The organism is Halobellus sp. EA9 (assembly GCF_051195055.1).
Lineage (GTDB): Archaea > Halobacteriota > Halobacteria > Halobacteriales > Haloferacaceae > Haloquadratum > Haloquadratum rubicundus.
In genome coordinates this window covers 474,513-497,890 of sequence record NZ_JBNTJW010000001.1, presented here as the reverse complement: position 1 = coordinate 497,890, position 23,378 = coordinate 474,513, and the positions used below count along the sequence as shown (strand labels likewise).

At 69.4% G+C, this 23,378-nt stretch carries 33 protein-coding genes and 1 tRNA gene; 23 read left to right on the top strand and 11 right to left on the bottom strand.

The features are described from left to right. Positions 1–5: 5 nt before the first annotated feature. Positions 6–734 (bottom strand): class I SAM-dependent methyltransferase, encoded by a 729-nt coding sequence (locus tag ACQUQ0_RS02610; protein ID WP_435182969.1) that lies wholly within the window; start codon positions 732–734, stop codon positions 6–8. Positions 735–947: 213 nt separating this feature from the next. On the opposite strand from ACQUQ0_RS02610, the gene ACQUQ0_RS02605 reads away from it, so the two are divergent. The 5 genes from ACQUQ0_RS02605 to ACQUQ0_RS02585 all read left to right on the top strand — a co-directional run bounded on the left by ACQUQ0_RS02605 (position 948) and on the right by ACQUQ0_RS02585 (position 3,836). Next, positions 948–1,220: a winged helix-turn-helix domain-containing protein gene (locus ACQUQ0_RS02605; RefSeq protein ID WP_372387975.1), complete on the top strand. Its 273-nt coding sequence runs from the start codon at positions 948–950 to the stop codon at positions 1,218–1,220. 36 nt (positions 1,221–1,256) lie between these two features. Then, positions 1,257–2,048 (top strand): MBL fold metallo-hydrolase, encoded by a 792-nt coding sequence (locus ACQUQ0_RS02600; protein WP_435182968.1) that lies wholly within the window; start codon positions 1,257–1,259, stop codon positions 2,046–2,048. Positions 2,049–2,123: 75 nt separating this feature from the next. Further along, entirely contained in the window at positions 2,124–2,867 is a 744-nt protein-coding gene (locus tag ACQUQ0_RS02595) for a YkgJ family cysteine cluster protein (protein ID WP_435182967.1), read from the top strand. 58 nt (positions 2,868–2,925) lie between these two features. Next, complete coding sequence (locus tag ACQUQ0_RS02590) at positions 2,926–3,321, top strand: hypothetical protein (RefSeq protein WP_435182966.1); 396 nt, start codon at positions 2,926–2,928, stop codon at positions 3,319–3,321. Between the two features lie 65 nt (positions 3,322–3,386). After that, a complete protein-coding gene (locus ACQUQ0_RS02585) occupies positions 3,387–3,836 on the top strand; it encodes a TIGR00725 family protein (RefSeq protein WP_435182965.1) in 450 nt (149 codons plus the stop codon). On the opposite strand, the gene dph2 is transcribed toward ACQUQ0_RS02585, so the two are convergent. Next, positions 3,837–4,871: a diphthamide biosynthesis enzyme Dph2 gene (dph2, locus tag ACQUQ0_RS02580; protein ID WP_372387984.1), complete on the bottom strand. Its 1,035-nt coding sequence runs from the start codon at positions 4,869–4,871 to the stop codon at positions 3,837–3,839. 162 nt (positions 4,872–5,033) lie between these two features. Here dph2 and ACQUQ0_RS02575 point away from each other — a divergent pair, with 162 nt between their 5' ends. From ACQUQ0_RS02575 to ACQUQ0_RS02565, 3 genes are all read left to right on the top strand, one after another. Next, positions 5,034–5,408, top strand: coding sequence for a YlbF family regulator (locus ACQUQ0_RS02575; RefSeq protein WP_435182964.1), 375 nt, complete (start codon positions 5,034–5,036; stop codon positions 5,406–5,408). A 75-nt stretch (positions 5,409–5,483) separates the two neighbouring features. Beyond that, the gene (locus ACQUQ0_RS02570; RefSeq protein WP_435182963.1) at positions 5,484–6,080 is read left to right on the top strand and encodes a MinD/ParA family ATP-binding protein; all 597 of its coding nucleotides are present in this window, start codon (positions 5,484–5,486) and stop codon (positions 6,078–6,080) included. A gap of 24 nt (positions 6,081–6,104) precedes the next feature. Continuing rightward, entirely contained in the window at positions 6,105–6,731 is a 627-nt protein-coding gene (locus ACQUQ0_RS02565) for an RAD55 family ATPase (protein WP_435182962.1), read from the top strand. A gap of 40 nt (positions 6,732–6,771) precedes the next feature. Here the strand turns inward: ACQUQ0_RS02565 and ACQUQ0_RS02560 are convergent, their stop codons facing one another. Together ACQUQ0_RS02560 and ACQUQ0_RS02555 are read right to left on the bottom strand one after the other, a co-directional pair. Beyond that, on the bottom strand, positions 6,772–7,077 hold the full coding sequence (locus tag ACQUQ0_RS02560) for a hypothetical protein (protein WP_435182961.1): 306 nt from the start codon (positions 7,075–7,077) through the stop codon (positions 6,772–6,774). A gap of 50 nt (positions 7,078–7,127) precedes the next feature. Beyond that, on the bottom strand, positions 7,128–8,147 hold the full coding sequence (locus ACQUQ0_RS02555; RefSeq protein ID WP_372387994.1) for an FKBP-type peptidyl-prolyl cis-trans isomerase: 1,020 nt from the start codon (positions 8,145–8,147) through the stop codon (positions 7,128–7,130). Positions 8,148–8,281: 134 nt separating this feature from the next. Here ACQUQ0_RS02555 and cyaB point away from each other — a divergent pair, with 134 nt between their 5' ends. The 7 genes from cyaB (at position 8,282) to ACQUQ0_RS02520 (ending at position 13,373) form a co-directional block, all read left to right on the top strand. Continuing rightward, on the top strand, positions 8,282–8,857 hold the full coding sequence (gene cyaB / locus ACQUQ0_RS02550; RefSeq protein WP_435182959.1) for a class IV adenylate cyclase: 576 nt from the start codon (positions 8,282–8,284) through the stop codon (positions 8,855–8,857). A 100-nt stretch (positions 8,858–8,957) separates the two neighbouring features. Beyond that, positions 8,958–10,163 (top strand): methionine adenosyltransferase, encoded by a 1,206-nt coding sequence (locus ACQUQ0_RS02545; RefSeq protein ID WP_435182957.1) that lies wholly within the window; start codon positions 8,958–8,960, stop codon positions 10,161–10,163. Between the two features lie 51 nt (positions 10,164–10,214). After that, entirely contained in the window at positions 10,215–11,375 is a 1,161-nt protein-coding gene (locus ACQUQ0_RS02540) for a tRNA sulfurtransferase (RefSeq protein ID WP_435182956.1), read from the top strand. Between the two features lie 126 nt (positions 11,376–11,501). After that, entirely contained in the window at positions 11,502–11,762 is a 261-nt protein-coding gene (locus ACQUQ0_RS02535; protein WP_372388000.1) for a hypothetical protein, read from the top strand. Between the two features lie 174 nt (positions 11,763–11,936). Next, positions 11,937–12,395, top strand: a complete 459-nt coding sequence (locus ACQUQ0_RS02530) for a DUF5804 family protein (protein WP_435182954.1) — start codon at positions 11,937–11,939, stop codon at positions 12,393–12,395. Between the two features lie 109 nt (positions 12,396–12,504). Continuing rightward, on the top strand, positions 12,505–12,819 hold the full coding sequence (locus tag ACQUQ0_RS02525; RefSeq protein WP_435182953.1) for a PRC-barrel domain-containing protein: 315 nt from the start codon (positions 12,505–12,507) through the stop codon (positions 12,817–12,819). A 128-nt stretch (positions 12,820–12,947) separates the two neighbouring features. Beyond that, positions 12,948–13,373: a hypothetical protein gene (locus ACQUQ0_RS02520; RefSeq protein ID WP_435182951.1), complete on the top strand. Its 426-nt coding sequence runs from the start codon at positions 12,948–12,950 to the stop codon at positions 13,371–13,373. A 6-nt stretch (positions 13,374–13,379) separates the two neighbouring features. Here the strand turns inward: ACQUQ0_RS02520 and ACQUQ0_RS02515 are convergent, their stop codons facing one another. The 3 genes from ACQUQ0_RS02515 to ACQUQ0_RS02505 all read right to left on the bottom strand — a co-directional run bounded on the left by ACQUQ0_RS02515 (position 13,380) and on the right by ACQUQ0_RS02505 (position 16,657). Beyond that, positions 13,380–14,537 carry a glycosyltransferase gene (locus tag ACQUQ0_RS02515; protein WP_435182950.1) on the bottom strand — a complete coding sequence of 386 codons (1,158 nt, stop codon included), beginning with the start codon at positions 14,535–14,537 and terminating at the stop codon, positions 13,380–13,382. Positions 14,538–14,601: 64 nt separating this feature from the next. Then, positions 14,602–15,738, bottom strand: coding sequence for a glycosyltransferase family 4 protein (locus tag ACQUQ0_RS02510; RefSeq protein WP_435182949.1), 1,137 nt, complete (start codon positions 15,736–15,738; stop codon positions 14,602–14,604). Positions 15,739–15,814: 76 nt separating this feature from the next. Then, positions 15,815–16,657 (bottom strand): universal stress protein, encoded by an 843-nt coding sequence (locus ACQUQ0_RS02505; RefSeq protein ID WP_435182948.1) that lies wholly within the window; start codon positions 16,655–16,657, stop codon positions 15,815–15,817. A 111-nt stretch (positions 16,658–16,768) separates the two neighbouring features. On the opposite strand from ACQUQ0_RS02505, the gene ACQUQ0_RS02500 reads away from it, so the two are divergent. The 3 genes from ACQUQ0_RS02500 to ACQUQ0_RS02490 all read left to right on the top strand — a co-directional run bounded on the left by ACQUQ0_RS02500 (position 16,769) and on the right by ACQUQ0_RS02490 (position 18,343). After that, positions 16,769–17,050, top strand: coding sequence for a ribonuclease P protein component 4 (locus ACQUQ0_RS02500; RefSeq protein WP_435182947.1), 282 nt, complete (start codon positions 16,769–16,771; stop codon positions 17,048–17,050). A 136-nt stretch (positions 17,051–17,186) separates the two neighbouring features. Then, positions 17,187–17,435 (top strand): YhbY family RNA-binding protein, encoded by a 249-nt coding sequence (locus ACQUQ0_RS02495; protein ID WP_435182946.1) that lies wholly within the window; start codon positions 17,187–17,189, stop codon positions 17,433–17,435. After that, entirely contained in the window at positions 17,432–18,343 is a 912-nt protein-coding gene (locus ACQUQ0_RS02490) for a mechanosensitive ion channel family protein (protein WP_435182944.1), read from the top strand. Before ACQUQ0_RS02495 ends, ACQUQ0_RS02490 begins: the two co-directional genes overlap by 4 nt. A 33-nt stretch (positions 18,344–18,376) precedes the next feature. Here the strand turns inward: ACQUQ0_RS02490 and ACQUQ0_RS02485 are convergent, their stop codons facing one another. The 3 genes from ACQUQ0_RS02485 to ACQUQ0_RS02475 all read right to left on the bottom strand — a co-directional run bounded on the left by ACQUQ0_RS02485 (position 18,377) and on the right by ACQUQ0_RS02475 (position 20,622). Further along, the gene (locus ACQUQ0_RS02485; protein ID WP_435182943.1) at positions 18,377–19,195 is read right to left on the bottom strand and encodes an HD domain-containing protein; all 819 of its coding nucleotides are present in this window, start codon (positions 19,193–19,195) and stop codon (positions 18,377–18,379) included. A 62-nt stretch (positions 19,196–19,257) separates the two neighbouring features. Further along, positions 19,258–19,737, bottom strand: a complete 480-nt coding sequence (locus tag ACQUQ0_RS02480; RefSeq protein WP_435182941.1) for a redoxin domain-containing protein — start codon at positions 19,735–19,737, stop codon at positions 19,258–19,260. Between the two features lie 180 nt (positions 19,738–19,917). Continuing rightward, positions 19,918–20,622: a plastocyanin/azurin family copper-binding protein gene (locus tag ACQUQ0_RS02475; protein WP_435182940.1), complete on the bottom strand. Its 705-nt coding sequence runs from the start codon at positions 20,620–20,622 to the stop codon at positions 19,918–19,920. A gap of 126 nt (positions 20,623–20,748) precedes the next feature. Between ACQUQ0_RS02475 and ACQUQ0_RS02470 the strand changes: the two genes are divergently transcribed. From ACQUQ0_RS02470 to ACQUQ0_RS02450, 5 genes are all read left to right on the top strand, one after another. After that, a complete protein-coding gene (locus ACQUQ0_RS02470; protein WP_435182938.1) occupies positions 20,749–21,105 on the top strand; it encodes an ArsR/SmtB family transcription factor in 357 nt (118 codons plus the stop codon). A 2-nt stretch (positions 21,106–21,107) separates the two neighbouring features. Further along, the gene (locus ACQUQ0_RS02465; protein ID WP_435182937.1) at positions 21,108–21,407 is read left to right on the top strand and encodes a DUF7521 family protein; all 300 of its coding nucleotides are present in this window, start codon (positions 21,108–21,110) and stop codon (positions 21,405–21,407) included. Beyond that, on the top strand, positions 21,404–21,679 hold the full coding sequence (locus ACQUQ0_RS02460) for a DUF7521 family protein (RefSeq protein WP_435182936.1): 276 nt from the start codon (positions 21,404–21,406) through the stop codon (positions 21,677–21,679). Before ACQUQ0_RS02465 ends, ACQUQ0_RS02460 begins: the two co-directional genes overlap by 4 nt. Positions 21,680–21,827: 148 nt before the next feature. Continuing rightward, positions 21,828–22,097: a Sec-independent protein translocase subunit TatA/TatB gene (locus ACQUQ0_RS02455; protein WP_435182935.1), complete on the top strand. Its 270-nt coding sequence runs from the start codon at positions 21,828–21,830 to the stop codon at positions 22,095–22,097. An 85-nt stretch (positions 22,098–22,182) separates the two neighbouring features. Then, a tRNA-Arg gene (locus tag ACQUQ0_RS02450) sits at positions 22,183–22,256 on the top strand. A gap of 260 nt (positions 22,257–22,516) precedes the next feature. Here the strand turns inward: ACQUQ0_RS02450 and ACQUQ0_RS02445 are convergent. After that, positions 22,517–23,350 carry an MBL fold metallo-hydrolase gene (locus tag ACQUQ0_RS02445; RefSeq protein WP_435182934.1) on the bottom strand — a complete coding sequence of 278 codons (834 nt, stop codon included), beginning with the start codon at positions 23,348–23,350 and terminating at the stop codon, positions 22,517–22,519. Positions 23,351–23,378 lie beyond the last annotated feature (28 nt).

Sequence of the window (23,378 nt, the reverse complement as noted above, 5' to 3'; positions counted from 1 at the left end):
GTGCGCTACTCGTCGTCGACCGTCGCCGTCCAGTACGACACCGACGCCAGGGCGTCGCCGACCGACCACGGGCCGATCGTCGCCTCGCCCAGCGAGGTGTCGAGGTCGCGGAACTCCTGGGCGACGCCGTTCGGGATCTTCCGGTAGAAGCCGTACGGGAGCAGGAAGTCGTGCTGGTCGTCGACCAGTCGCAGGCCGGCGCCGTCCAGGAGGCGGTTCACCTGCGACGCCGAGTAGAGGTGCGAGCCCATCGGGAGCAGCCAGTTGTAGACCACGCGCGTGCTCCGGTCGTTGAAGGTGTCGAAGAAGACGACGTCCTTCGAGACGCGGGCCATCTCGGCCATGAACTTCGCCGGGGTCTCGGCCAGGTGGAAAAACCGCATCGCGAAGACCGCATCGAAGTGGTCGTCGGGGAACGGGAGCCGGGCGGCGTCGCCGCGGAGGAACTCGATGCGGTCGGCGACGCCGGCGCTCCGGGCCTTCTCGCGGCCCTGGGCCAGCATCGCCTCGGAGATGTCGAGGCCGACGATGTCCGCGCCCCGCTCGGCCAGCATCGCCGTGAACCGCCCCGTGCCGCAGGCGATCTCCAGGACGTCCTCGCCCTCGACGGGGGCCAGCGCGTCGAGTACGGCCTTCTTCTCGCGGTCGTCGATGAGTCTGCCGCCGCGCGAGAACCGCTTCGAGTCGTACTCTTCGGCGACGTCGTCGGCCTGGTACCACTCCTTTCCTTTCACGCTACCTACCCGTCCACGCTCGCGGACTAAAACCGTACTGGATGCGCGCCGTCCCTCCCGCCGACGGACGGCGCGCGGGCCGATCGGGCTGGACGCGGGCCCCCGCCCGTCAAACTATGCCGGCGTCGAAACCTTATATGTGTATAATCTATACCGAGTGTATTCACACACTTGTAGCCAACCTTTACCACGAATAGACGCCACCAGGTATATATGAGCACCAGTACCGCAGACCTCGACGGTGACGACCTTCTCTCGGAGTCGGAGTACCGCGATCGCCTCCGCGAGCTTCCCCCGAGCGCGAAGCTCGTAGCGAAAGTCCTCGAAAGCGACGCGCCGCTCTCGCAGGGCCAGCTGGCCGAGGAGTCGCTCCTCCCCGACCGCACGGTCCGCTACGCCCTCAACCGCCTCGAAGAGGCGGAGATCGTCGGCTCGCGTTACAGCTTCAAGGACGCCCGCAAGCAGGTCTACTACCTCAACACGTAGCTCTCGAAGCTCTCGTTTTTCCTCTATACGCCGCTCGTGACGCCCTCGTCTCCCGATCGCGCTACGGTCCGCCGCATCGCCGTCCCCGTCGAGGGCCCGGTCCCGACGGGCTCGACGAACGCGTACCTCGTCGACGAGGCCCTCCTCGTCGATCCGCCGGCGCGCAGCGACGACCTCGACGCCGCCGTCGCCGACGCCTCGATCGAACATCTCGCGGTCACGCACGCGCATCCCGATCACGTCGGCGCCGTCGCCCACTACGCCGCCGAGACGGACGCGACGGTCTGGTGCCGCCGGGGTCGCGAGGACCGCTTCGTCGAGGCGACGGGCATAGAGCCCGACCGGACCTTCGTCGAGGGCACCGACCTTCCGACGGGCGCCTCCGTGCTCGACGTCCCCGGCCACGCCCCGGACCACGTCGCCTTCGAGACCGATCGGGGAGTCCTCTGTGGCGACGTTGCGACCGCCGAGGGCAGCGTCGCCGTCGCGGCGCCCGAGGGCGACCTCCGCGCGTATCTGGTCGCGCTCCGCCGCCTCATCGCCCGCGACCCGCCGCGGCTGTTCCCCGGTCACGGGCCCGTGATCGAGGAGCCCCGCACCGCGTGCGAACGCCTCTACCGCCACCGTCTCGACCGGGAGCGACGGGTCTTCGATGCGGTCCGCGCGGGCGCCGGCGACGTCGACGCGGTGCTCGATGCGGCCTACGACGCGAACCTCACGGGCGTCCGCGACCTCGCGCGGCGGACCGTCGTCGCCCACCTGGAGAAGCTCGCGACGGAGCGCCGCGTCGACTTCGACCGCGACGCCGAGACGGTCGCGACGCGGTGACGTCGCCCGCGACTCCCGCCTATTTCCCCGCCCCCGACCGGGAGCGTTTTGTTCGCGTCGCCGGGACACAGAGACGTGAGCGAGGCCCCCTCCCTGGAAGCGGAGCTCGACCGCGCCCGCGAGCTGTCGGTGTCGGACCTCGCGGACGCCATCGAGTCCATCGGCTTCGAGTGTACGCGCTGCGGCGCGTGCTGCAAGGGCCACGCGGACGAAAACGGCGAGACCGAGCCGCACACGGCGACCGTGTTCCCCGACGAGATCCGAGGGATTCAGGAGGCGGCAGCCGAGGCCGATGACGGCGGCGACCAGACCGACGACGGCGACGACGAGACCGACGACGTCGACGCCTACGACTGGCGCGACGTCGCCCGACCGATGCCGTACGGGCTCCCCGAGGGCGACGGAAGCGCCGGGGGCGAGACGTTCGAGTGGGCGCTCCAGACGGACGCCTGCGGCGACTGCGCGTTCTACGAGGAGGGAGAGACCGAGGGCGCCTGCCGGATCCACCCCGACCGACCGCTCATCTGCCGGACCTACCCCTTCAGCGTCGCGCTCGGCGGCACGAGCCAGCCGATGGGCGAGGCCGTCGACGAGGAGGGGATGGTCCGCGGCCACGAGTGCGAGGGGCTCGGCCGCGACATCTCCCGCGCGGACGCCGAGGAGCTGGCCGCGGCGCTGAAGGAGCGCGCGGTCCGCGAACTCGAAGAGGCGATCGGCGTCCGCGACAACTACGCGCCGGTCGACGCCGACGGCGTCGTCGTGTACGACTCCGAGGGGCCGAAGCGGGCGGACGGGACGCCGATCGACGGCGGGGAGTGACCACGACGCCCACCCGCGCGTGCGAGCCTTCTTGACGGCCCCGTCCTAAGCCCCGCTGATGACGGCCGATTCAGCGGTCTTCGATCGGGTCGCCGAGGCGACCGAGGGCGACGAAGTACGGCTCACGCTGGCGACCGAGGGCGCGACGGTCGGCGGGGTCGACTTCGCGTCGCCGGTCGTCACCCGCGTGGCCGCGGTCCGCGAGGAGACGGTCGACGCGCGGCAGAAGGACGTCGACATCGACGGGATCGTCGACCGGCGGATCCTCCACCTCGTCCCGCTCGGCGACGACGACGCCCACAGCGCCTACGTCCTGGAGACGCGGAGCCCGGTCGTGGGCGCGGACGCGGTCGAGCCCCTGCGCGCACACCCCCGCGACGGCTGCGGGCCGAGCGACGACGTGACGACCCTCCCGGTCGTCGCCGAGGTCGAGTCGATCGAGGTCCGATCGTAGACCGGTCTGCGGCGCTCTGCGATCGGAGCCGAAACCACTACCGCCGACGCCGCACACCACCGGGTATGCGAGTCAGCGTCATCGGCGGGAGCAGCATCGACGCGAGCGAGGCGGAAACGGCGGAGAGCCTCGGCCGGGTCCTCGCCCAGCGCGGCCACACGGTCGTCTGCGGCGGCCTCGGCGGCGTGATGGAGGCCGTCTGCCGCGGCGCCGCCGACGCGGGCGGCCACACGATCGGCATCCTCCCCACGGACCGCCGCGCGGACGCGAACGAGTACGTCGACGAGGCGATCGCGACCGGGCTGGGCCACGCGCGGAACCCCCTCGTGGTGATGAACGGCGACGCGGTCGTCGCTGTCGACGGCGGGGGAGGGACGCTCTCGGAACTGGGCTTCGCGTCGGTCTACGACCGGCCGACCGCCGGCATCGGCACTCACGAGGCCGCACACGTCGAGGCCGTCGAGACGGCCGAGGAAGCGGTGGTGTACGTCGAGCGCGAGGCGCGCGCGGAGTAACTACCAGGTGCCGTGGAAGGTGTCGAACGAGAGCGAATCGAGCGGCTCGTCGCCGACGGCGATCCGGTACTCGCCGGGCGTCAGCATCGGCTTGTGGAACTGCGGGCCGTCGTCGGTCGTGATCCGCGGACAGCCCGTGTTGACGAAGGCGTCCATATCGAAGTTCCGCAGTCGGTCGGGCGTCACCTCGTCCATCGTGATGAGGTAGGCGTCGTCGTTGTCCTCGATGATCTCCTCGGCGATCTCCATCCGGCCCTGGCCGATCTTCGTGCAGAAGATGACGCCCCACTTCTCGGCGTCCATCGCGCGGTGGACCGCGCCGTAGCGCTGCTTCATGAACTTCTCCGTGTCGGCGACGGTCACGACGTTGTTGACGGGGTCGGCGATCAGCACCTTCTTTTCGGGGTGCTCCATCGCGAGGCCGAGCGGGTGGAACTTCCCGCCGCCGACGTAGAGCACCTGGTCGGCGTCGATGTCGGCCGACGCGTAGTTGCAGCCGAGCACCTGGCCCTCGTAGGTCAGGCGGTCGTCGCCGCGACGGGTGTGGACGTCGTAGCCGCGCTCTTCGAGCCACGCGACCATCTCGTCGAAGCGGTTCATGTGCTGGGCGGTCGTGACGAGGCCGACCTCCTCGTCGGGGAGTTCGTCGACGGCCTCTTCGAGGATCGGGAACGGGTCGACGTTCGAGAAGAGGGGGACGTAGATGATCTTGTCCGACTCCTTCATCGGGGAGTGGCCGAAGTGGACGAAGACGTCGGTGCGGCGCATCAGGTAGGTGTCGAGGTCGCAGGCCCCGTAGCAGGGCTGGCCCGACAGCATGAACGTCACGTCGTCGTCGCACAGTTCCCGGAGGTCGTCGGCGACGGCCGGGCCGCGGCGCTTCAGCCCCTCGGGGAACTGCAACCCGACGCGGCTGGCGTCGCGCTCTTCGATCTCCTCGACGATGCGGTCGAGCTCGTAGTCCCACTCCCGGTCGTGCTTCAGCGACATCCCGGTGTTCCGGAGGTCTCCCTCGGTGGCGGCGTCCTGGCTCATTGCACCGCCGTAGCCCGCCGACGCCAATAACCTCGGCGGTTCCGAAATCGGAGGAAAACGACCGTGAACGTCCGGTTCGGTCGCCTCCCCGACCCGGGGCGAGCCCCGGCCGCGGCCGCGCCGTCCGGTAGCTTGAAACGCGCCGCGCCCTCAGGTGCGGGTATGAGCGTCCAGACGGACAAGCTCGAAGAGCTCGGTCGGGAACTCGGCGACGCCATCGCCGAGACGCCGGAGTACCAGGCGTTCGAGGAAGCGAAGGCGGCAGTCGAGGCCGACGACGAGGTCCAGGCGCAGATCTCGGAGTTCCGCGAGCTCCGCGATCAGTACATGCAGGCCCGACAGGTGGGCCAGGCGAGCGAGGAGTCCCTCCGGAAGGTCCAGGAGGCCCAGGAGGAGCTCCACGCGATGCCGAAGATGGCGGAGTACGTCGACGCCCAGGAGGAACTCCAGGACCGCCTGGAGGCCGTCAACGAGGCCATCTCCGCGCCCCTCGACGTCGACTTCGGCGGCGAGGCCGGCGGCTGCTGTCACGACTGACCGGCTGTCGCCCGCCCGTCCGTTTCTCGCGGCGCCCGCCGAGGGTTCATATACGAGACCGGGACCAGGAGCGGTATGCTCGCGATCGCCGGCGGGAAGGGAGGAAGCGGGAAGACGACCACGACGCTCGGGCTGGCCCGGGCCCTCGACGGCCCCGCCCTCGCTGTCGACGCCGACTGCGACCTCCCGAATCTCCACTCGCTCGCCGGCGTCCCGCGGGACCCGCCCGGCGGAAGCCCCGGCCATCCGGACCCCGACGGCCGGGAGACGCTGATCCGGCCGGCGCCGCGGAACGCCCCCGACGGCATCGGGAGCCGGCTCCGACGCCTGGCCGACTTCGGCGGTCACGTGCTCGTCGACTGCCCCGCGGGCGCCGGCCCCGACGCCGCCGTACCGCTCCGGGTCGCGGACGCGGTCCTCCTCGTCGCCACGCCCTGCGTGATGGCGCTGCGCGACGCCGCGAAGACGGCGGCGATGGCCCGCGCGCTCGGCACTCGCGTCGCCGGCGCCGTGCTGGTCCGCGCCCGCATCGAGCCGCCCGGCGTCGCCGACCTGCTCGGCTGTCCCGTGCTCGCGACGGTGCCGCCCGCGGCGACGCCGCTCGAATCCCCGGCCGTCAGCCGCGCGTACGACGGTCTCGCCCGCTCCCTCCCGGATCGACAGAAAGCCTAAGCCCGTCGCCTCCATACCCCCGCTGTGGCATCACGGCTCTCGACCGGCGTCAGCGTCCTCGATCGCCAACTCGACGGGGGGATCCCGCCGGGGAGCATCGTGCTCCTCGCGGCGGACCCCGCCAGCCAGTCGGAGCTGTTCCTCTACGAACTGACCGCGGTCCGCGCGACGCTGTATCTCACGACGATCCGCTCGGACCAGGCCGTCCGCGACGCCCTCGATCGGATGCCGGGCCACGTCGGCGACCCGACGATCCGCGACGTCGGCGGCAACGCGCCGCTGGACACGGCGAACCGCTTCGTCCGTGACCTCCCGGAGGGCGCGAACCTCGTCATCGACGTCGTCGACGCGCTCGAAGAGCCCGAGCCCGCGCGCTACCGGCAGTTCCTCAACGAACTCCAGACGCATATGGTCAACACCGGCGGGCTGGCCGTCCTCCACGGGATGAAGCGCGACGAGGAGCCGGCGAACCGCGGCTACACGGAGCACATGGCCGACGTCGTGTTCGATCTCCGCATCGACGTCGAGGGCTCGGAGATCGAGAACCGCCTCGCGATCCCGAAGTTCCGCGGCGGCACTCCGCCGACCGAGACGATCAAGCTCCAGCTCAGCGAGCGCGTCGCGGTCGACACGAGCCGGGACATCGCCTGAGCTTCCTTTTCCTTCCTCTTCCCCTCGGCGACGTACTCCGTCACCCGACGAAGCCGAAGTACGCGAACGCGACGAGCGTGACGGCGACCGTCAGCGCAGACCAGGTCCGCGGGGTGTCGAGGCCGCCGAGGTCGAGCCGGCTCGTGAAGAGCGAGAGGAAGTAGGGGCCGAGCGGGACCAGCCGCCAGACGAAGGGGATCTCCCGACCCAGGCCGTACCGGAGCCCGAGCGTCAGCGCGATCGTACAGGCCGCGGCGACGGCCGCGACCCGCAGGTCCTGCGCGCCGGCGAGCGCCTCCTCGGGGAGGTCGGCGGTGTCGTCCGCGTCGGCGGTGTCGTCGGCCATCTAGATCCTCGCTTGTCGTGTCGAATCTCGAAAAAAGCGTCTGCGACGCGTTACTCGTCGATGTCGACGTCTTCGAGCTCTTCGGCGAGTTCGTCGGCGTCGACGTCGACGTCCTCGATCGCCTCTTCGATGTCCTCGGGAGCCGCGCCGCCGGGGCCGCCGGCGCCGCCCATCATCCCGCCGAGGCCGCCCATCATTCCGCCCATCCCGTCGATGGTCTCCTGGACGATGACCCGATCGAGGTCGAGCCGGTCCATCACGTCCTGGGCGATCTGCTGCTTGGAGAACATCCACTGCTGATTCATCGTCATCTGCGGCGTGGCCTCGATGTACAGCGTCTCCTTTTCGACCTCGACGGTCTCGGTTTCGAGCTCGCCGTCGTCGTCTTCGGCGTCCGCCTCGTCCTCGTCGGGCTCGACGACCTGCTCTTCTTCGACCGTGTCGGTCTCGATCCAGACCTCGGGGGCCTGCTGGAGGTACATCTCCAGCATGCTCGCGGCCTGCTCCTCGCGGTCGTCGACGATCTCGAGGATCTCGTACTCGTATTCGAGGTCCTCGCCCGCGAGCGGGTGATTGAAGTCGACGCGGGCGCGGCCGCCGACCATCGTGATGACCTGGCCCTGGTCGCCGTCGATCTGGACCTGGGCGCCGGGGTAGCGGTCGTCCTCGTCGATCTTGTTGGCGCTGACGGTGCGGACCTGCTCGTCGTCGTACTCGCCGAACGCCTCGGCGGCGGGGATATCGACGGTGCCGGTGTCGCCCACTTCGCCGCCGACGAGCGCGTCGTCGACGCTCTCGAAGACGTGGCCGGCGCCGACCACGATCACGCGGGGCTCGAAGTCGTACTCCTCGGTGTCGATGTCGGCCTCCTCGGCGGTCTCCTCGTCGGTGGTGTCGACGACGGTGCCGTCGTCCTTCGTTCGGAGCGTGTAGGCCAGACGGACGAAGTCGTCCTCCTGGATGGCGTCCTCGGGGACGTCCGCGACGTCCTCCTCGACGTCTCCCCCTTCGGCGGGAGCGTCGGCGTCTGCCTGCGATTCGGCGGCGTCCGCCTGCTGTTCGTCACTCATACGCTGATCATCTCCCGTGTGACCCTTAAGAATCACGTTTCGGCCCCGAGACGCCCAGAATTCGCCGTCCGTCGATATCGACCATCTCGGCCCCGAAGCGGACGGCTTTTGGCGGTTCCGCTCGACCCGCCGGTATGTACGAGGTCGAGGTCAAACTGCGGGCCGCCCACGACGCCGTCCGCCCGGCGCTCGACGACGCGGGCGCCGAGCGCGTCGGCGGCGTGACCCAGGTGGACACCTACTACGACGCGCCGCACCGCGACTTCGCCGAGACGGACGAGGCGCTGCGGGTCCGGGAGGAACGACCCGCCGACTCCGCGGCGGACGGGGAAGCGGACGCAGACGCGAGCGCGGAGACCAAAGTCACGTACAAGGGCCCGCTCGTCGACGCCGACTCGAAGACCCGCGAGGAACACGAGACGGGCGTCGACGACGCCGACGCCGCGCGAGGTGTCTTCGAGGGCCTCGGCTTCGAGCCCGCGGCGGTCGTCGAGAAGCACCGGACGTTCTTCGAGGTGGACGGCTACACCGTCACCCTCGACCGCGTCGCGGACCTCGGCGAGTTCGTCGAGGTGGAGGCCGAAGCCGAGCGCGAGGGAGAGGTCGACGCGGTCAGGGAGGGCGCGTTCGACGTCCTCGGGCGGCTCGGTCTCGACCCCGACGACCAGATCCGGACCTCCTATCTGGGGCTGCTGCTCGACGAGGGATAATCTCGGATCCGACGCGCACCAACGACATTCTCCGGGGTAATATTCCGACCAGCGAAGGTTTCCGCAAGTTATAGATCCGGGCGGGTCGAAGCCCGTGGCAATGAGCGAGCGGAACATCTCTATCGAGGCGGCGGACCGAACGGCCGTCGAGGACCAGACGGTCGAGATCGTCGAGCGGAAGGGCATCGGCCATCCCGACTCCATCTGCGACGGCATCGCCGAGAGCGTCTCGCGGGCGCTCTCGAACCTCTACCTGGATCGCGTCGGCAAGGTGCTCCACTACAACACCGACGAGACGCAGCTGGTCGCCGGCGAGTCCGCCCCACAGTACGGCGGCGGCGAGATCGTCGAGCCGATCTACATCCTGATCGTCGGGCGCGCGACGAAGTCCTACGACGGCAAGCGGCTCCCCGTCGACTCGACCGCGCTCGCGGCCGCCCGCGACTACCTGAACGAGCACATCCCCGAACTGGAGGTCGGCACCGACGTGATCGTCGACGTGCGCCTCGGCGAGGGCTCGGGCGACCTCCAGGAGGTCTTCGGCGAGGAGGGCGCCGAGGTCCCGATGTCGAACGACACCTCCTTCGGCGTCGGCCACGCGCCGCTCACCGAGACCGAGGAGATCGTCCGCTCCGTCGAACGGGAGCTCAACGGCCCCTACGCCGCGGACCACCCCGAACTCGGCCCCGACGTGAAGGTGATGGGCAAGCGCGAGGGCGACCACGTCGACATCACCGTCGCCGCGGCGATGGTCGACGCGTACCTTGACGACCTCGATGAGTACGACGACGCCGTAGAGAGCGTCCGCGAGCACGCCGCCGCGGTCGCCCGCGACCTGACAGACCGCGAGGTCGCCGTCGACGTCAACACCGCCGATGACTACGATGAGGGCTCGGTCTACCTGACCGTCACCGGCACCAGCGCCGAGATGGGCGACGACGGCTCCGTCGGCCGCGGCAACCGCGCCAACGGCCTGATCACGCCGAACCGCCCGATGAGTATGGAGGCGACCTCCGGGAAGAACCCCGTCAACCACATCGGCAAGATCTACAACCTCCTCTCGACCGACATCGCCGAGACCGTCGTCGACGAGGTCGACGGCATCCGCGACCTCCAGGTCCGCCTGCTCTCCCAGATCGGCCGCCCGATCGACCAGCCCCACGTCGCCGACGCGAAGGTCGTCACCGAACCCGACGCCGACCTCGACGCGCTCGAACCCGAGATCCGTGCCATCGTCGACGACCGCCTGGCGAACGTCTCCGACGTCACCCGCCGCGTGATCGACGGGGAGCTGTCGACGTTCTGAGCCGCGCTGCCGCACCGAGACCCTGATACCTCCCCGCGACGAACGCCGACCGTGAGCGCGACGAACGCGGTGCTCGTGGGGTACGGCGACTTCGGGGCCAAGAGCAGCGCGGTCCGCGCGAAGATGGCAGAGCGCGTCGCCCGCGACGTCGAGGCGGCGCTCGCCGACGCCGGAATCGACGCGACCGTCGAGCGCCCGTGGTCCCGGCTCGTCGTCAGCACGGATCGCCCGGTGGACGCCGCCCGCGCCGCCGCGAGACTGCCGGGCGTCGCCTTCGCGCGCCCGTCGGTCGCGGTCGACGCCGACCTGGAGGCGATCTGCGACGCCGCGCGCCGCCTCGCCGCGGACCACTCCCCCGACCGGACCTACGCGGTCGACAGCGACCGGATCGGCCCCGACGACGCCCACGACTTCTCCTCCCGGGAGATCAAGGTCGCCGCCGGCGACGCGGTCGGTGCGGCGTCGGGGGCGCGCGTCGACCTCGACGATCCCGACCGGACCTACCGGATCGAGGTACGCGAGGCGGAGGCGTTCGTCTCTGTCGAGCGGGTCGACGGCCCCGGCGGCCTCCCGGTGGGCTCGCAGGGCCGCGTCGCGGTCCTCGTCAGCGGCGGCCTCGACTCCCCGGTGGCGATGTGGCGCCTGCTCCGCCGCGGCTGCGAGACGATCCCCGTCTACGTCGACCTCGGCGACTACGGCGGCTCCGACCACCGGGCGCGGGCCCTGGAGGTGGTCCGGACGGTCGCCGAGCGCGCGCCCCGGGCGGACCTCCGGCCGCGGATCGTCGACGGCGAGCCGGTCGTCGAGCGCGTCGTCGAGGGTACCACGTCCACGCGGATGCTCTCGCTCCGGCGCGCGATGCTCGCCGCCGCCGAGGCCGTCGCCGACCGCGCGGACGCCCACAGCGTCGCGACCGGCGAGGCCCTCGGCCAGAAGTCGAGCCAGACGGGCGCGAACCTCGCGGTCACCGATGCGGCCGTCTCGCTTCCCGTCCACCGGCCGCTTCTCACGGCCGACAAGCCGGACATCGTCGCCGAAGTGCGCGATCTCGGCACGTACACGGACGCGACGCTTCCCGTAGGCTGCGACCGGGTCGCACCCTCCCACCCGGAGACGAACGCGACGCTCGACGCCGTCGTCGCCGCGGAGCCCGACGGACTCCTCGATCTCGCCCGCGAGGCGGGTCGCGACGCGGACGTTGGACCCCTGTGAACGCGCGGCACACCTTATTGTGTGAATATATGACGATAGCCGTATGAAAATTAATCACATACAGCATTTGTGTGAATAACCGGGCAAAAATGGGTTTACATACGTAGAGGCCGTACGAATCTGTCGATGTCAAAGACGTGCCGGCCCTCCCCGTCGGCGTCCGACCCCGAGTGGACCGTCCGCCAGGTGGTCGAGCGCCGCGACTGGAACGAAACGACCGAGACGTGCCCGCTGTGCGGCGACGCCGTCGATCTGCTCGGCCCCCACTACCAGGTCGAACTCGACCGCGAACGCACCCCCGGCAACGGCTCGAAACTCACGCGGGAGCGCCGCCTGCTCTCCTTCTGCGACGAGGCCTGCGCGACCGCGTGGCTCGGCGACGACTGACCTGCGCGCTCTTTTGTCCGTCTCTCGCACCGCAATCGATTTATGAGCCCCAGCGGAACCCGGAGACGATCCGCGCGCCGCCGCAGGACGACCGACTATGACCGACGCCCCGTCGCCGCTCGCCCGTAGACCGCCCCGCGACTGCCCCCGTTCGAGCCGGGGGCGACCGGCCCGATGACCCGCGTCTGTCTCGTCGGCGCCGACGACGTCGACGTCCAGTACGAACTCCTCTCGCGGGAGACCGCCCGCGAGGCGCTCTCGACCTACGAGCGGCACGCGCCCTTCGAGAACTCCCTGGCGGTCGACACGGTGAGCCTCGGCGCGGCGGTGTCGCTGTACAACGACCTGAACTGGTATCTCGTCCGCTTCGTCGACCTCGCGCTCGTCCGCGAGCCGAGCGTCTCGACCGAGGAGTGGCTGAGCCGCTCGCTCGCGACGCAGGTCCGCGACGGCGACGCCGACCCCGCGGAGACGGGCGACCTGCTCGCGGTCTACGGCGTCGAGGACGGCGCGCTCGTCGAGCCGATGTACGTCACCCGCCGGCCCGACGGGACCGTCCCCGAGTACGACCTCCGGCCCGTCTCGGAGACGGTCGTCGTCCGCGTCACCGAAGACGAGTTCGGCCGCGGGTAGGCGCCGCGGTCGGGACGTCTGACGCGCGTCTGTCTCTTCGGCCGTCAGCGCCCGGTTCGGCGCGCCGCGCCTGCGAACTATTAAGACGAACGCTCCCGACTGCCGGCATATGGACGAGACACCCGAGAAGATCACGACGCTCGTCGGCCGCGAGGTGTACTCGAACGAAGGCGTCTTCGTGGGCGAGGTCGCCGACGTCCGCCTGGACCTCGAAGACCGGCAGGCGGTGACCGGGCTGGCCCTCACACAGCTCAACGACGAACTCTTCGCCGATCTCGTGAGCGGGCAGAAGGGCGTCATCCTCCCGTACCGCTGGGTCCGCGCCGTCGGCGACGTCATCCTCGTCAACGACGTCACCCTCCACGACGTGATCGAGCAGATGACCCAACCGAACAAGGACGACGCCGAAGACGCGCTCGCGTGACCGCTTTTCGATAGCTCGCTCTCTCCTCCGGGTCGCGGCCGCGTCCCTCGGCCGCCCGCCCCGGACGTCCGACCGCCGTCACGGCCCCGACCAACAGCCATTTGCGGGGCGAGGCTGTATCCCGGCGTATGTCGGACGAACCAGACGATTCCGCTGTCGACAACGACACCGACGAAGCGCCCGACGGCGACGACGCCGAGGAGAAGTCCTTCCGCGAGCGCGTCGAGGAGATCCGCGAGCGACGCGCCGAGGAACGCGAGGAGGGCGAGCGCCCCGACCCCGAGGAGATGATGGGCGGCGGCGGTCCCGGCGGCGCCGGCGGCAACCCCTTCGCGCAGATGATGAGCGGGATGATGGGCGGCGGCGGACCCGGCGGGATGGGCGGCGGCCCGCCCGGGATGGGCGGCGGCGGCCACGGCGGCCGCGGCGAGGAGAGCGACTCCGCGGGCAACGAGGAGCTCGTCCGCGAGGTCCGTCAGCTCCGCGACGAGGTCCGCGATGCGACCCGCCAGCTCCAGCGGATCGCCCAGGCCGTCGAAGACCTCGACGACTGAGACCGACTACGCCCGCGTCTCGCGCGCCCCGGGCGCCCCGCGATTTTCTCCGAGAAGCCGCTCGTAGAGGGCCGCGAGCTGATCGACCGCGTGTTCGACGCTCAGTTCGTCGCGTCGGGCGAGACACGACTCCGACAGCGACTCGCCCTCGTCGAGGACGCGCCCGATCGCGTCCCGACAGCCCGCGAGGTCTCCGTGGTCGTAGTGGTAGCCCGTGACGCCGTCGTCGACGGTGTTCGAGAGCGCGCCGGCGTCGACGGCGACGACGGGCGTCCCGCAGGCGTTCGCCTCCAGGGCGACGAGCCCCTGGGTCTCGACGGGGCTCGGGAAGACGAAGGCGTCCAGGGCCGAGTAGAAGGCGGGGAGATCCTCGCGCGGGAGGAATCCGAGGAACCGGGCGTCGACGTCGAGGTCGGCCGCGAGCGCCTCCCACTCCTCGCGCGCGGGCCCGTCGCCGCCGACGACGACAGTCGCGTCCAGGCCGCCGGCCGCGCGCAGGAACTCACCCACGTTCTTCTCGTAGCCGTGCCGGCCGGTGTAGCCGACGAGCGGCCCCGACGGGAGGTCGTGGCGCTCGCGGAACGCCTCGACTCCCGCCGGATCGACCGGCGCGAAGAAGTCGGTGTCGACGCCGTTCGAGACCACCGCCGCGGGGACGTCGGCGTCGGCGTCGGCGAGCGCCCGCTCCTTCGCGGCCTCGCTCGGGAAGACGACCGCGTCCGAGCGGGCGAGGAACCACCGCTCGTACCGCTGGGCGATCCGCTCGATGCCGCGCTCGACGCGCGGGCGGGAGGTGAGGTAGTCGGCGTACTCCGCGGTCGGCGTGTGGTAGGAGGTCACGAGCGGGAGGTCGTTCCGGCGCGCGAGGCGGACCCCGCCGAGGCCGACCGCAAAGGGCGTGTGGGCGTGGACGACGTCGACGTCGCCGACGGCCTTCGGAATCCGCGGCGATCCCAGGCGGAACCCCTCGTACATCGGGAACGGGAGGCTCCCCACGGGGTGTTCGCCGTCGTCGGGGTCGTACGCGTCGCTCCCGGGGTAGACGACCGGCATCCGGCCGCCGCGGTTCCGCCAGCGGTCGCGCCACGTCCGGATGGTGTAGGAGACGCCGTTCACCGTCGGCAGGTAGGTGTCGGTGAAGACGGCGACCGAGGGGGGACTCATCGGCGGCGATTCACGGACGCGGGGGTAAACAGTTGCGGATCCGTATGCGAGCGGCCGAGCGGGGCTACTCGCCGCTCTCGCTTTCGGTCTCGATTTCCGCCTCGCCGACGTCGACGTCGACGTCGACCGCCCGCCCCGCCCGCTTCGCGTCGACGACCTCCCGGTACGTCGCGGCCAACCGCTCGCCGACGCGGTCGAGGCTGTGCTCCATCGCGGTCTCGCGGGCGTTCTCGCCGAGCCGCTCCCTGAGATCCGGGTCCTCGGCGAGCCGCTCGACCGCCTCGCGGAACTCCGCTTCGGTCTCGCACTTCAGGCAGTCGTGGCCGTGGGTGTAGAACTCCTCGAACACCGGGATGTCCCGGAGGACGACCGCCTTCCCGCAGGCCATCGCTTCGAGGACGGCGATCCCCTGATTCTCGTTCTTCGTCGGGAAGAGGTAGACGTCGCCCGCGCCGTACGCGCCGCGGACGTCGTCGATCCAGCCGGTGAAGGTGACGTTCTCCGGGGGGTTCGACGTCCAGCGCTTGACCGCCTTCGAGGCGTGCGGGCCGGTGTCGTAGGGGCCGAACCACGCGAAGTCGTAGGGGGTCTCCTGCGCGACCTCGCAGAACGTCGAGAGGCCCTTCCGCTCGAAGACGTTGCCGACGAGGAAGACGACCGTCCCCTCCAGGTCGTAGCGCTCGCGGTACTCCGCGCGGAGGTCCTCGTGCCCTCCCAAGGCGTCGACGTCGACGCCGTTCGTGATGGGGCGGATCGGCGCGTCGACGGGGTACGATTCGAGCACGCGCTTCGTGTACGCGGAGGGACAGAGCACGAGGTCCGCCTGCGAGTAGAACCACTTCAGGTAGCGGCCGAGCGCGGGCGCAATCGTCGTCGACCCGCGGAAGGACTCCGCGAAGTCCTCGCGCGTGACGTGCGTGTGGAGGATCAGCGGGATCCCGTTCCGCTTTGCGTGCCGCGCGACGGCGAGCGAGCCCGGGCCGACGAGGTTGCAGTGGGCGACGTCGTACTCGCGGAAGAGGCCGCGGCCCCGGACGGTCGACCGGAGCCCGGCGAGGGGGTCGCCGCCGCGCCACGGCGAGGTCACCACCTCGACGTCCGTGCGGGCGAGCGCGGCGCGCTGCTGGTCTGTGGCCGTTCCGATCCCGCTCCGGTCGAGGTGAGATTCGAGTTCGAGGTAGTTGAGCGCGCGGAGTGCCACGTCTACCGTGGCTTCGCCGCGGGGTCATTTATACTGTCTGTCCCGGCGGCGGCCGCCGAGCGGCGCCGGACGCCGTTCAGCGTTGCCGCGCGGCCGCGGGCGGGACGAGGAGCACGTTGTTGTTCCCCCGGGCGACGACCGACTCGGAGACGCTCCCGAGGAGGAGTCGGCGGAGCCGACTCTGCCCCCGCGTGCCGAGCAGCGTGGTCGTCGCGCCGACGCGCACCTCCTCGGCTATGATCTCCTCGACGGGGTCGCCCTCGCGGACGTTGATCCCGGCGTCGATGTCCAGTTCCCGCTCGACCTCGCGGGCGAGATCCTCGAGTTGCGACCGGGCGTCCGTCGATTCGGTGTCGCGGTTCCGCACGTGCAGGAGGCCGACCGCCTGCGCGGCGCCCCGGAGCGTCGGGAGGTACTCGAAGGCGTCGCGGGCGTTCTCCGAGAAGTCCGTCGGCACGAGGACGTGCTCGAAGAGGTGCTCTTTCACGACGGCCTGATCGGCCTCCGGCGGCGCGATCCGCTCGACGAGCAGGGGGCGGGTGGCCGTCCGCGCGACGTTCCGCGTCGTGCTCCCGACGAACCGGTTCTCCAGCGGGCTCTCCCCGCGCGATCCGACGACGACCATATCGGCGTCGAGCCGGTCGGCGAAGCCGTCGATGCGTCGGTGCGGCGTCCCCCGCGCGACGTGCGTCTCGACGTCGAAGCCCGCGGACTCGAACACCTCGCGCTGCGCCTGTAACGCCGTCCGCGCGTCCGACGCCGCGTCCATCCCCGGCAGCCCGCTCGTCACGTTGTCCGGGACGACCGTGACGAGGTGGACCTCGGTGACGCCGATGTTGTCCAGGCAGTCCAGGCAGGTGCGCGAGCGGACCGCGGCCTCGCTCGCGTCCGAGAGGTCGGTGGCGAATACGATGCGCATACGCCTCGTTTGGTCCCGACGAACTAATATTGTGTGGTAGTTCCAATATTGTAATACCGGCTCCGGTCCGCAACTCGGAACCTCTTTTTCCGCTCGCCCGCACATCCGGGTATGGGCATCCCAGCCGAGCGGATCGACCGACTCCACGACCTCGCGCGCGAGGCCACCGCCGACGGCGACGTCGACCGCGCGCGAGAGTACGTTCGGCTGGCCCGCCGGATCGCCGAGCGGCACCGGACCGGCCTGCCGCGGCGCTTCCGGCGGTTCGCCTGCGACGACTGCGACGCGTACCTCCGGCCCGGCGCGACCGCGCGCGTCCGCCTCCAGTCGGGCCGCGTCGTCGTGCGATGTCTCGCCTGCGGCGCGACGAAGCGCTACCCGTACGAGAACTGAGGCCGGTCGCGTTCGCTCCCCCGCCGAGCGTCGTCACAGGAATCGCCCGCGGCGGGAAGCGTGAGTGCCAGTAGGCTTTTTTCAGCGGCGCTTGAAGACTTAAGTTTCAAACCGAGCCCCCTCATATGGGGCCGATATGGACGAACAGGAGTTGCGGAAGGCGGCGCACGATCTGGACGTCACCGTCTGGGTCGGCAAGGGGGGCATCGATCCGGTCGTCGACGAGGCCGCAGACCAGTTGGCCGACCGCGACCTGGTCAAGGTGAAGTTCCTCCGGGCGGCCCGCGGCGGGACGACCGTCGAGGAGCTCGCCGCGGAGCTCGCAGACCGGACCGACGCGGAGGTCGTCGAGACGCGCGGTAACACGGGGGTGCTCCACAAATGAGCGGCGCCGTCCTCCAGGTCGGCGTCGGCCTGAGCGGGTCGATCGCGCGGTTCCTCGCCGATCTCGGCCTCCCTGACGCGGTTGCGGGCCTGGCCGGCCAGGCAATCGCGTTCCTGGCGGTCTTCCTCGTCCTGTTCTACGTCGGCCGGAGCGTCCTGCTCCCGCTTGCGGACCGGGTGATGAACTCCCGCGACCTCGAACCCCACGCCAAGAAGCCGATCCGGCGGCTCGTGGTCGTCGTGCTCGGCTTCGTCGCGGTCACCATCGCCTTCGGCGCCGCGGGCTACGGCGACCTCCTGCAGTCGCTCGCGACCGTCGCGGCCGCGGCCACGCTCGCGATCGGCTTCGCGATGCAGGACGTCCTCAAGAACTTCGTCGCGGGCATCTTCATTTACACCGACAAGCCGTTCAGGATCGGCGACTGGATCGAGTGGGACGGCAACTCCGGCATCGTCGAGGACATCAGCTTCCGGGTCTCGCGCGTCCGGACCTTCGACAACGAACTGCTCACCGTCCCAAACTCGGCGCTGACCGACGGCGTGATCAAAAACCCCGTCGCGAAGGACAAGCTCCGCCTGCAGGTTCCCTTCGGGATCGGCTACGACGACGACGTCGAGCGGGCCACCGAGATCATCGTCGAGGAGGCCGAAAACCACGAGGAGATCCTCGAAGACCCCGCCCCGACCGTCCGCCTGACCGAACTCGGCGACTCCTCTGTCACGCTCAAATCGCGCATCTGGATCGACAATCCGAGCCGCGCGGACTTCGTGAAGACCCGCGCGGAGTACGTCCAGACGGTGAAAGAGCGCTTCGACGAGGAGGGCATCGACATCCCCTACCCGAACCGGACGCTCGGCGGCGAACTCACCGTCGCGGGCCTCGACGAGGTCGCGCCCGCGGACGACTGAGCGCCCGCTTCCGGTCTGGGGCCGTTCTTCGATCTACAGCTCGATCCGCTCGACGAGCTGGTCGTCGGCCTCGACCTTCGTGTTGACCGCGACGATGCGGACGTGTTTCTCCAGCCCCGAGTTGTGGAGTTTCGCCTTCAGGAGGTTGTCGACCTGATACACGCCGGCGGCGTTTATCATCTCGATCTCGACCAGCACGGGTCGGCCGTCCCCGGGCTTGAGGGTGACGTTCTCGATCGCCTGACTGGAGAGGGTGTTGATGCCACGCCCGCCCTTCTCGTAGGGGATCCGCGAGCGGCCGCGCTCCATATCGAGGGCGTCGGCGACGCGGATGACGCCCGCCTCGGTCGTCAACGGGTCCTCTTCGGTGTGGTGACAGAGGATCGCGTGGAGGACCTCCGATTTGACCCGGACCGCGTCGCGGACGTCGTAGAAGTCGAAGCCGGCGAGGATCCGGTCGAGGACGTCCGAGGCCAGCGGGATCGAGTAGTACGCGTGCTCGTCGCGGTGGACGACGTGGCCGATGTCGTGGAGCGTCGCCGCCAGCGCGACGATCACCGCCTCGTCGGCCTCGTCGAGGCCCTGGTCCGCGGCGCCGTTGAACGCGACGTCGCCGCCCTTCAGCAGGTCATAGAGGTTCAGCGCGCGGTTGCGGACGATCTCGATGTGCTTCGTCCCGTGGTCGTTGTAGCCCTTCCTCGTGACCGCGTTGACGTTCTGGGCCTCCAGGTACGTCTCGATCTCGGGGTCCGAGAGGAGGTCCGGGAGGATCGCGTTGAGCCGCTCGTCCGGGAAGTTGTGGTCCGCCTCGGGGTCGTACTCGTGTCCGACGCTCGGCGTCGATTCGGCCATACCACCGGGTAGCCGACCGATCGCCAAGTACCTGCGGGTCCGCCGGTCGCGGCGGTCGTGGCCTACGCGCTCGCCTCTTCGGCCGCCGCGGCGACCGCGTCGTAGTCGGGCTCGACGCCGGGGTCGTCGCTGACCCACGCGTAGGTGACCGTTCCCGATCCGTCGACGACGAACACGGCGCGCTTTGCGACGTCGCGGACGCCGAGGTCGGCGAAGTCCATCGAGACGTCGTAGGCGTCGATGATCTCGCGGTTGGTGTCGCTGACGAGCCCGAAGTTCAGGTCGTTCTGGTCGCGGAACTCGTTGAGCGTGAAGGGGGTGTCGATGCTGATCCCGTAGACCGTCGCGCCGACGTCCTCGAAGTTCGCCATCTGATCGCGGAACGTACACATTTCGGTCGTGCAGGTCCCCGTGAACGCCGCGGGGAAGAACGCGAGCACGACTGGCGCCTCGTCGAGGTGGTCCGAGAGCGTGAACGAGCCGATGTCGCCGTCTGCGAGCGGTGCGGTGAAATCCGGGGCCTCGTCGCCGACTGATACCATAGGCGTCTTGAGTACGCATCTCGATTGAATGTTGTCTTTTCACGTCGGCGACGGCGTGGCCACCACCGAAGACGAGTGACAACGGCGCTTCGGGGGCGTCTCATACCGACCGCCGTCCCTTTTCGCGGCGCTCGCCACTCCGCGTGCCAGCGAGCTCCAGTAAAAAACCGCGACACGGAATCAGTGCGTGTGCCCGAGCGCCTCGTTGACCATCGCGTTGAGCTCGGAGAGCTTCTTGCGGACCGCCTCCGGCTTGTCTGCCGGCGGCTCCTGGAGCGCCGGTTGCTCGTGGGGATCGGGCTCGCCGACGATGACTGAGCCGATCATCCCGAGCGATTCGTGGGGGCCACAGTAGTAGTGATACACTCCTTCCGTCTCGAACGTGTGTTCGAAGGTCGCGCCCTGCTCCGTGAGGAGCCCGCTGTCCCAGGCGACGGACCCGTCCGGAACGAGCTGCGGCTGACCGTTGTCTGGGTGGTAGGCGATCGTGGAGTGGCTCCCACTCTCGTTCGTCCACGTGACGGTCCCGCCGACGGTGACCCAGACCACGTGCGGCGCGAAGTGGTAGCTCCCGTCCTGGGTCAGCATCTTGACGGTCGCCGACTTCGTCGGTTCGCCGACGCCCGTCTCGTGGTTGTGGCTGTCGCCGCTGTGTCCCGTCTCCTCCTCGTGGTGCTCGGTCTCTTCGCCGTGGTGTTCCGTCTCCTCGCCGTGATGTCCGCTCCCGCTTTCTGTCGTGCTATGGCTCGCGTCTTCGGTGTGGTCCTCCGTCGTGGTCGCGCCGCTCCCGCCGCCGGCGCCCGAACAGCCCGCGAGGCCGACGGCAGCCGCGCTGCTGGTCAACCGAAGCATCCGTCGCCGTGTCCACAGGGATTGGTCGGTCATCGTCGGTTACCTCACACCTGTCGATACGTCGGCTCGGATAATAGGGGCCGACGCTGTTTGGCGCGAGACGCAAAACCCTCCAGTAATTAAGTACTCTCGGCGAAAGCCTCCCCCACGGGGGATACAGTGGAGGGAGACGACGCCGCGGAGTTGCTCACGCTCCTCGGCAAGGAGCGGGTCCGGCAGATCCTGGCGGCGACGAGCCGCGAGACGCTGTCGGCCAAGGAGCTCAGCGAGGAGTGCGACGTGGCCCTCTCTACGATCTACCGCCGGGTGGAAGAGATGACCGACCAGGACCTACTCGTCGAACAGACGCGGATCGCATCGGACGGGAGCCACCGCAGCGCCTACCGCGCGAACGTCGATCACGTCGATATCGACATCGACGACGGAACCATCGAGGTCGATATGCACGTCCACGAAGACGCGGCGCGGCGGTTCTCGCGCATCTGGGAAGACATCCGGGGGCACCGGGGGCAGTGAGTATGCACCTCGAACTCGTCGTCGCGAAGCTCGTCACCGTGGGCCTCGGGCTGTTGATCACCTACCAGGCGTACCGGGGGTATCGAACGTACGGCAGCGAGCCGATGCGGTACGTCGCGGTCGGCTTCCTCTTCATCAGCGTCGGCTCGGTCGTCGAGGGGATCCTGTTCGACGTCGTGGGCCTGTCGATCTTTCTCGCTGGGTCCATCCAGACGGCGCTCGTGGCGATCGGCATGCTCGTCATCCTGTATTCGCTGTACGGTCAGATGCCTGCCGGCGCGGACGGGGGTGACGATCGATGACCGACTTTTGGGGGCTCACGCTGGTCGGTGTTCGCATCCTCCTGCTCCTCTTAGGGCTCGCGACGACGGCGATCAGCTTCCGTGCGTATCGACGGGAAGGAGCCGGCTACCTCCGCGACGCCACGATCGGCTTCGGCTGCATCACGGTCGGCGTCCTGCTCGAAGGCTTCCTCTACCAACTCACCGCCCTGACGCTCACGCAGGTCCACATCGTCGAATCAGTCGCTTTGGCTGTCGGCCTCGGCGTGCTCCTCCGATCGTTCCTCTCGTAGTCTCCGTCGGCGTCAGCCGGATCATCTCGATCCGCGTTCGTACGGACGCGTCCCGGAACGAGACGTTCTACGCCCGTAGCTCCGATTTCTCTGGCCGGGCTGACGAGCAAAAAGCCTATAATTACCACCGGGTTAGGTCCGGGTAGCGATGTACGGAACTATCACCCCTCTGTTCCCGGGGCTGCCGGGTGGGCCGGAGGTGCTCGTCGTCCTGCTCATACTGGTGTTGCTGTTCGGCGCGAACAAGATCCCGAAGCTCGCCCGATCGACGGGGCAGGCGATGGGCGAGTTCAAGCGCGGCCGCGAGGAAATCGAAGAGGAACTGCAACAGATGGACGAAGACGAAGATGAGGAGTCCGAGGCGACGACGTCGAGCGACTCTGCGACGTCGACCGAGACGTCGACGGAAACGAACTGACGTCCGACGCCCGTCCCCACCCGGTCTTTTCTCGGTCGATTCGAAACCGTATCTGTTTAAGCGATCGCTCCGCTATTCGATCGCGGGACGCGTGGCCTAGTGGACCAGGGCGAGGGGTTCCTAACCCCTAGAGCGCGGGTTCGAATCCCGCCGCGTCCGTTCGCTCCGCTCACGAACGCGGCGACTTCCCGTTCGCTGTGCTCGCGGGAGTCCCGCCGCGCCCGTTTTCCCGCCGAGCGATAGCGAGGCGTGAAAACGACACTGAGGGATTCGAATCAGGGAGGTCGCGCGCAGCGGAGCGAGCACGTCCGACCGTGGTTCGAATCCCGCCGCGTCCGTTCGCTCCGCTCACGAACGCGGCGACCTCCCGCTCGCTGGGCTCGCGGGAGTCCCGCCGCGTCCGTTTCCTTCTTCGTAATTCAGAGATCCACGCGATCCCCGATCTCGACGATCTCCAGCGACTTCGGGTACTCGTAGCTCCGCGCGTGGTGATGGAGGGCTTTCGGGTCCGCGGTCAGCCCCTTCCACATGTCCCAGTGGCTCGGGAGGAGGCGATCGAACCGGAGGTCCGAGGCGGCCTTCACGGCCTCGTTCTCCGTGGAGTACCACCGCGTGCGCTTCGGTTCGCCCGTCTGCTTGTCGTCGATGTTGCCGATCGCGCCGAACGCCAGGACCCCGAGGTCGACGTCGTAGCGCTCGCCCACCGCGTCGAAGTCGTCGTGGGGCTTCGTGTCGCCGCCGTGGAAGAACGTCCCCGAGTCGTGTTCGAAGACGTACGACACCGGATGGGTCGAGTCGGGGTCGTGGGAGATCTCGACGTGGACGGTGAACTCCCCGACGTCGAGGGTGTCCCCCTCCGCGACCTCGTGGAACTGCGCCTCGTCGAGGTCGTACTCGTCGAGCCACGCCTCGTCGTCGTAGGCGACCGAAAGGGAGTCGTCGGGGGCGTAGAAGCCCGCGCCCGTGCGCTCCAGGATCGGGGCCTGACTCGGGCCGTGGGTGTGGTCGGTGTGCTCGTGGGTCGCGAAGACGGCGTCCATCTCCGCGACGTCCGCGGGGTCGAACGGCACCGGGATCATCCGGACCGTCCGCGGCGGATCGCCCGTGCCCAGGTAGGGATCGATCGCGACCGTCGTTTCGGCCGACCCCTTGAGGATGAATCCGTTGCACCCGAGATACCAGATCGCGACCGTCTCGGGATCCGCCGATTCGACCGCACGCGGGAGCCAATCGCCCCAGTCGCTTTCGACCATACGCGTCGGTACAGCCGTCCGTGGACTA

What these genes read in the sequence shown, in the direction of transcription:
- ACQUQ0_RS02560 (WP_435182961.1), bottom strand. Translation starts at nt 7,077, where the DNA reads ATGGCCGACGACACCGCCGACGCGGACGACACCGCCGACCTCCCCGAG.
- ACQUQ0_RS02480 (WP_435182941.1), bottom strand. Translation starts at nt 19,737, where the DNA reads ATGGTATCAGTCGGCGACGAGGCCCCGGATTTCACCGCACCGCTCGCA.
- ACQUQ0_RS02445 (WP_435182934.1), bottom strand. Translation starts at nt 23,350, where the DNA reads ATGGTCGAAAGCGACTGGGGCGATTGGCTCCCGCGTGCGGTCGAATCG.
- ACQUQ0_RS02465 (WP_435182937.1), top strand. Translation starts at nt 21,108, where the DNA reads ATGCACCTCGAACTCGTCGTCGCGAAGCTCGTCACCGTGGGCCTCGGG.
- cyaB (WP_435182959.1), top strand. Translation starts at nt 8,282, where the DNA reads ATGTACGAGGTCGAGGTCAAACTGCGGGCCGCCCACGACGCCGTCCGC.
- ACQUQ0_RS02570 (WP_435182963.1), top strand. Translation starts at nt 5,484, where the DNA reads ATGCTCGCGATCGCCGGCGGGAAGGGAGGAAGCGGGAAGACGACCACG.
- ACQUQ0_RS02505 (WP_435182948.1), bottom strand. Translation starts at nt 16,657, where the DNA reads ATGCGCATCGTATTCGCCACCGACCTCTCGGACGCGAGCGAGGCCGCG.
- ACQUQ0_RS02605 (WP_372387975.1), top strand. Translation starts at nt 948, where the DNA reads ATGAGCACCAGTACCGCAGACCTCGACGGTGACGACCTTCTCTCGGAG.
- ACQUQ0_RS02545 (WP_435182957.1), top strand. Translation starts at nt 8,958, where the DNA reads ATGAGCGAGCGGAACATCTCTATCGAGGCGGCGGACCGAACGGCCGTC.
- ACQUQ0_RS02475 (WP_435182940.1), bottom strand. Translation starts at nt 20,622, where the DNA reads ATGACCGACCAATCCCTGTGGACACGGCGACGGATGCTTCGGTTGACC.
- ACQUQ0_RS02535 (WP_372388000.1), top strand. Translation starts at nt 11,502, where the DNA reads ATGTCAAAGACGTGCCGGCCCTCCCCGTCGGCGTCCGACCCCGAGTGG.
- ACQUQ0_RS02525 (WP_435182953.1), top strand. Translation starts at nt 12,505, where the DNA reads ATGGACGAGACACCCGAGAAGATCACGACGCTCGTCGGCCGCGAGGTG.
- ACQUQ0_RS02520 (WP_435182951.1), top strand. Translation starts at nt 12,948, where the DNA reads ATGTCGGACGAACCAGACGATTCCGCTGTCGACAACGACACCGACGAA.
- ACQUQ0_RS02530 (WP_435182954.1), top strand. Translation starts at nt 11,937, where the DNA reads ATGACCCGCGTCTGTCTCGTCGGCGCCGACGACGTCGACGTCCAGTAC.
- ACQUQ0_RS02590 (WP_435182966.1), top strand. Translation starts at nt 2,926, where the DNA reads ATGACGGCCGATTCAGCGGTCTTCGATCGGGTCGCCGAGGCGACCGAG.
- ACQUQ0_RS02500 (WP_435182947.1), top strand. Translation starts at nt 16,769, where the DNA reads ATGGGCATCCCAGCCGAGCGGATCGACCGACTCCACGACCTCGCGCGC.
- ACQUQ0_RS02455 (WP_435182935.1), top strand. Translation starts at nt 21,828, where the DNA reads ATGTACGGAACTATCACCCCTCTGTTCCCGGGGCTGCCGGGTGGGCCG.
- ACQUQ0_RS02515 (WP_435182950.1), bottom strand. Translation starts at nt 14,537, where the DNA reads ATGAGTCCCCCCTCGGTCGCCGTCTTCACCGACACCTACCTGCCGACG.
- ACQUQ0_RS02460 (WP_435182936.1), top strand. Translation starts at nt 21,404, where the DNA reads ATGACCGACTTTTGGGGGCTCACGCTGGTCGGTGTTCGCATCCTCCTG.
- ACQUQ0_RS02555 (WP_372387994.1), bottom strand. Translation starts at nt 8,147, where the DNA reads ATGAGTGACGAACAGCAGGCGGACGCCGCCGAATCGCAGGCAGACGCC.
- ACQUQ0_RS02575 (WP_435182964.1), top strand. Translation starts at nt 5,034, where the DNA reads ATGAGCGTCCAGACGGACAAGCTCGAAGAGCTCGGTCGGGAACTCGGC.
- ACQUQ0_RS02585 (WP_435182965.1), top strand. Translation starts at nt 3,387, where the DNA reads ATGCGAGTCAGCGTCATCGGCGGGAGCAGCATCGACGCGAGCGAGGCG.
- ACQUQ0_RS02495 (WP_435182946.1), top strand. Translation starts at nt 17,187, where the DNA reads ATGGACGAACAGGAGTTGCGGAAGGCGGCGCACGATCTGGACGTCACC.
- ACQUQ0_RS02490 (WP_435182944.1), top strand. Translation starts at nt 17,432, where the DNA reads ATGAGCGGCGCCGTCCTCCAGGTCGGCGTCGGCCTGAGCGGGTCGATC.
- ACQUQ0_RS02485 (WP_435182943.1), bottom strand. Translation starts at nt 19,195, where the DNA reads ATGGCCGAATCGACGCCGAGCGTCGGACACGAGTACGACCCCGAGGCG.
- dph2 (WP_372387984.1), bottom strand. Translation starts at nt 4,871, where the DNA reads ATGAGCCAGGACGCCGCCACCGAGGGAGACCTCCGGAACACCGGGATG.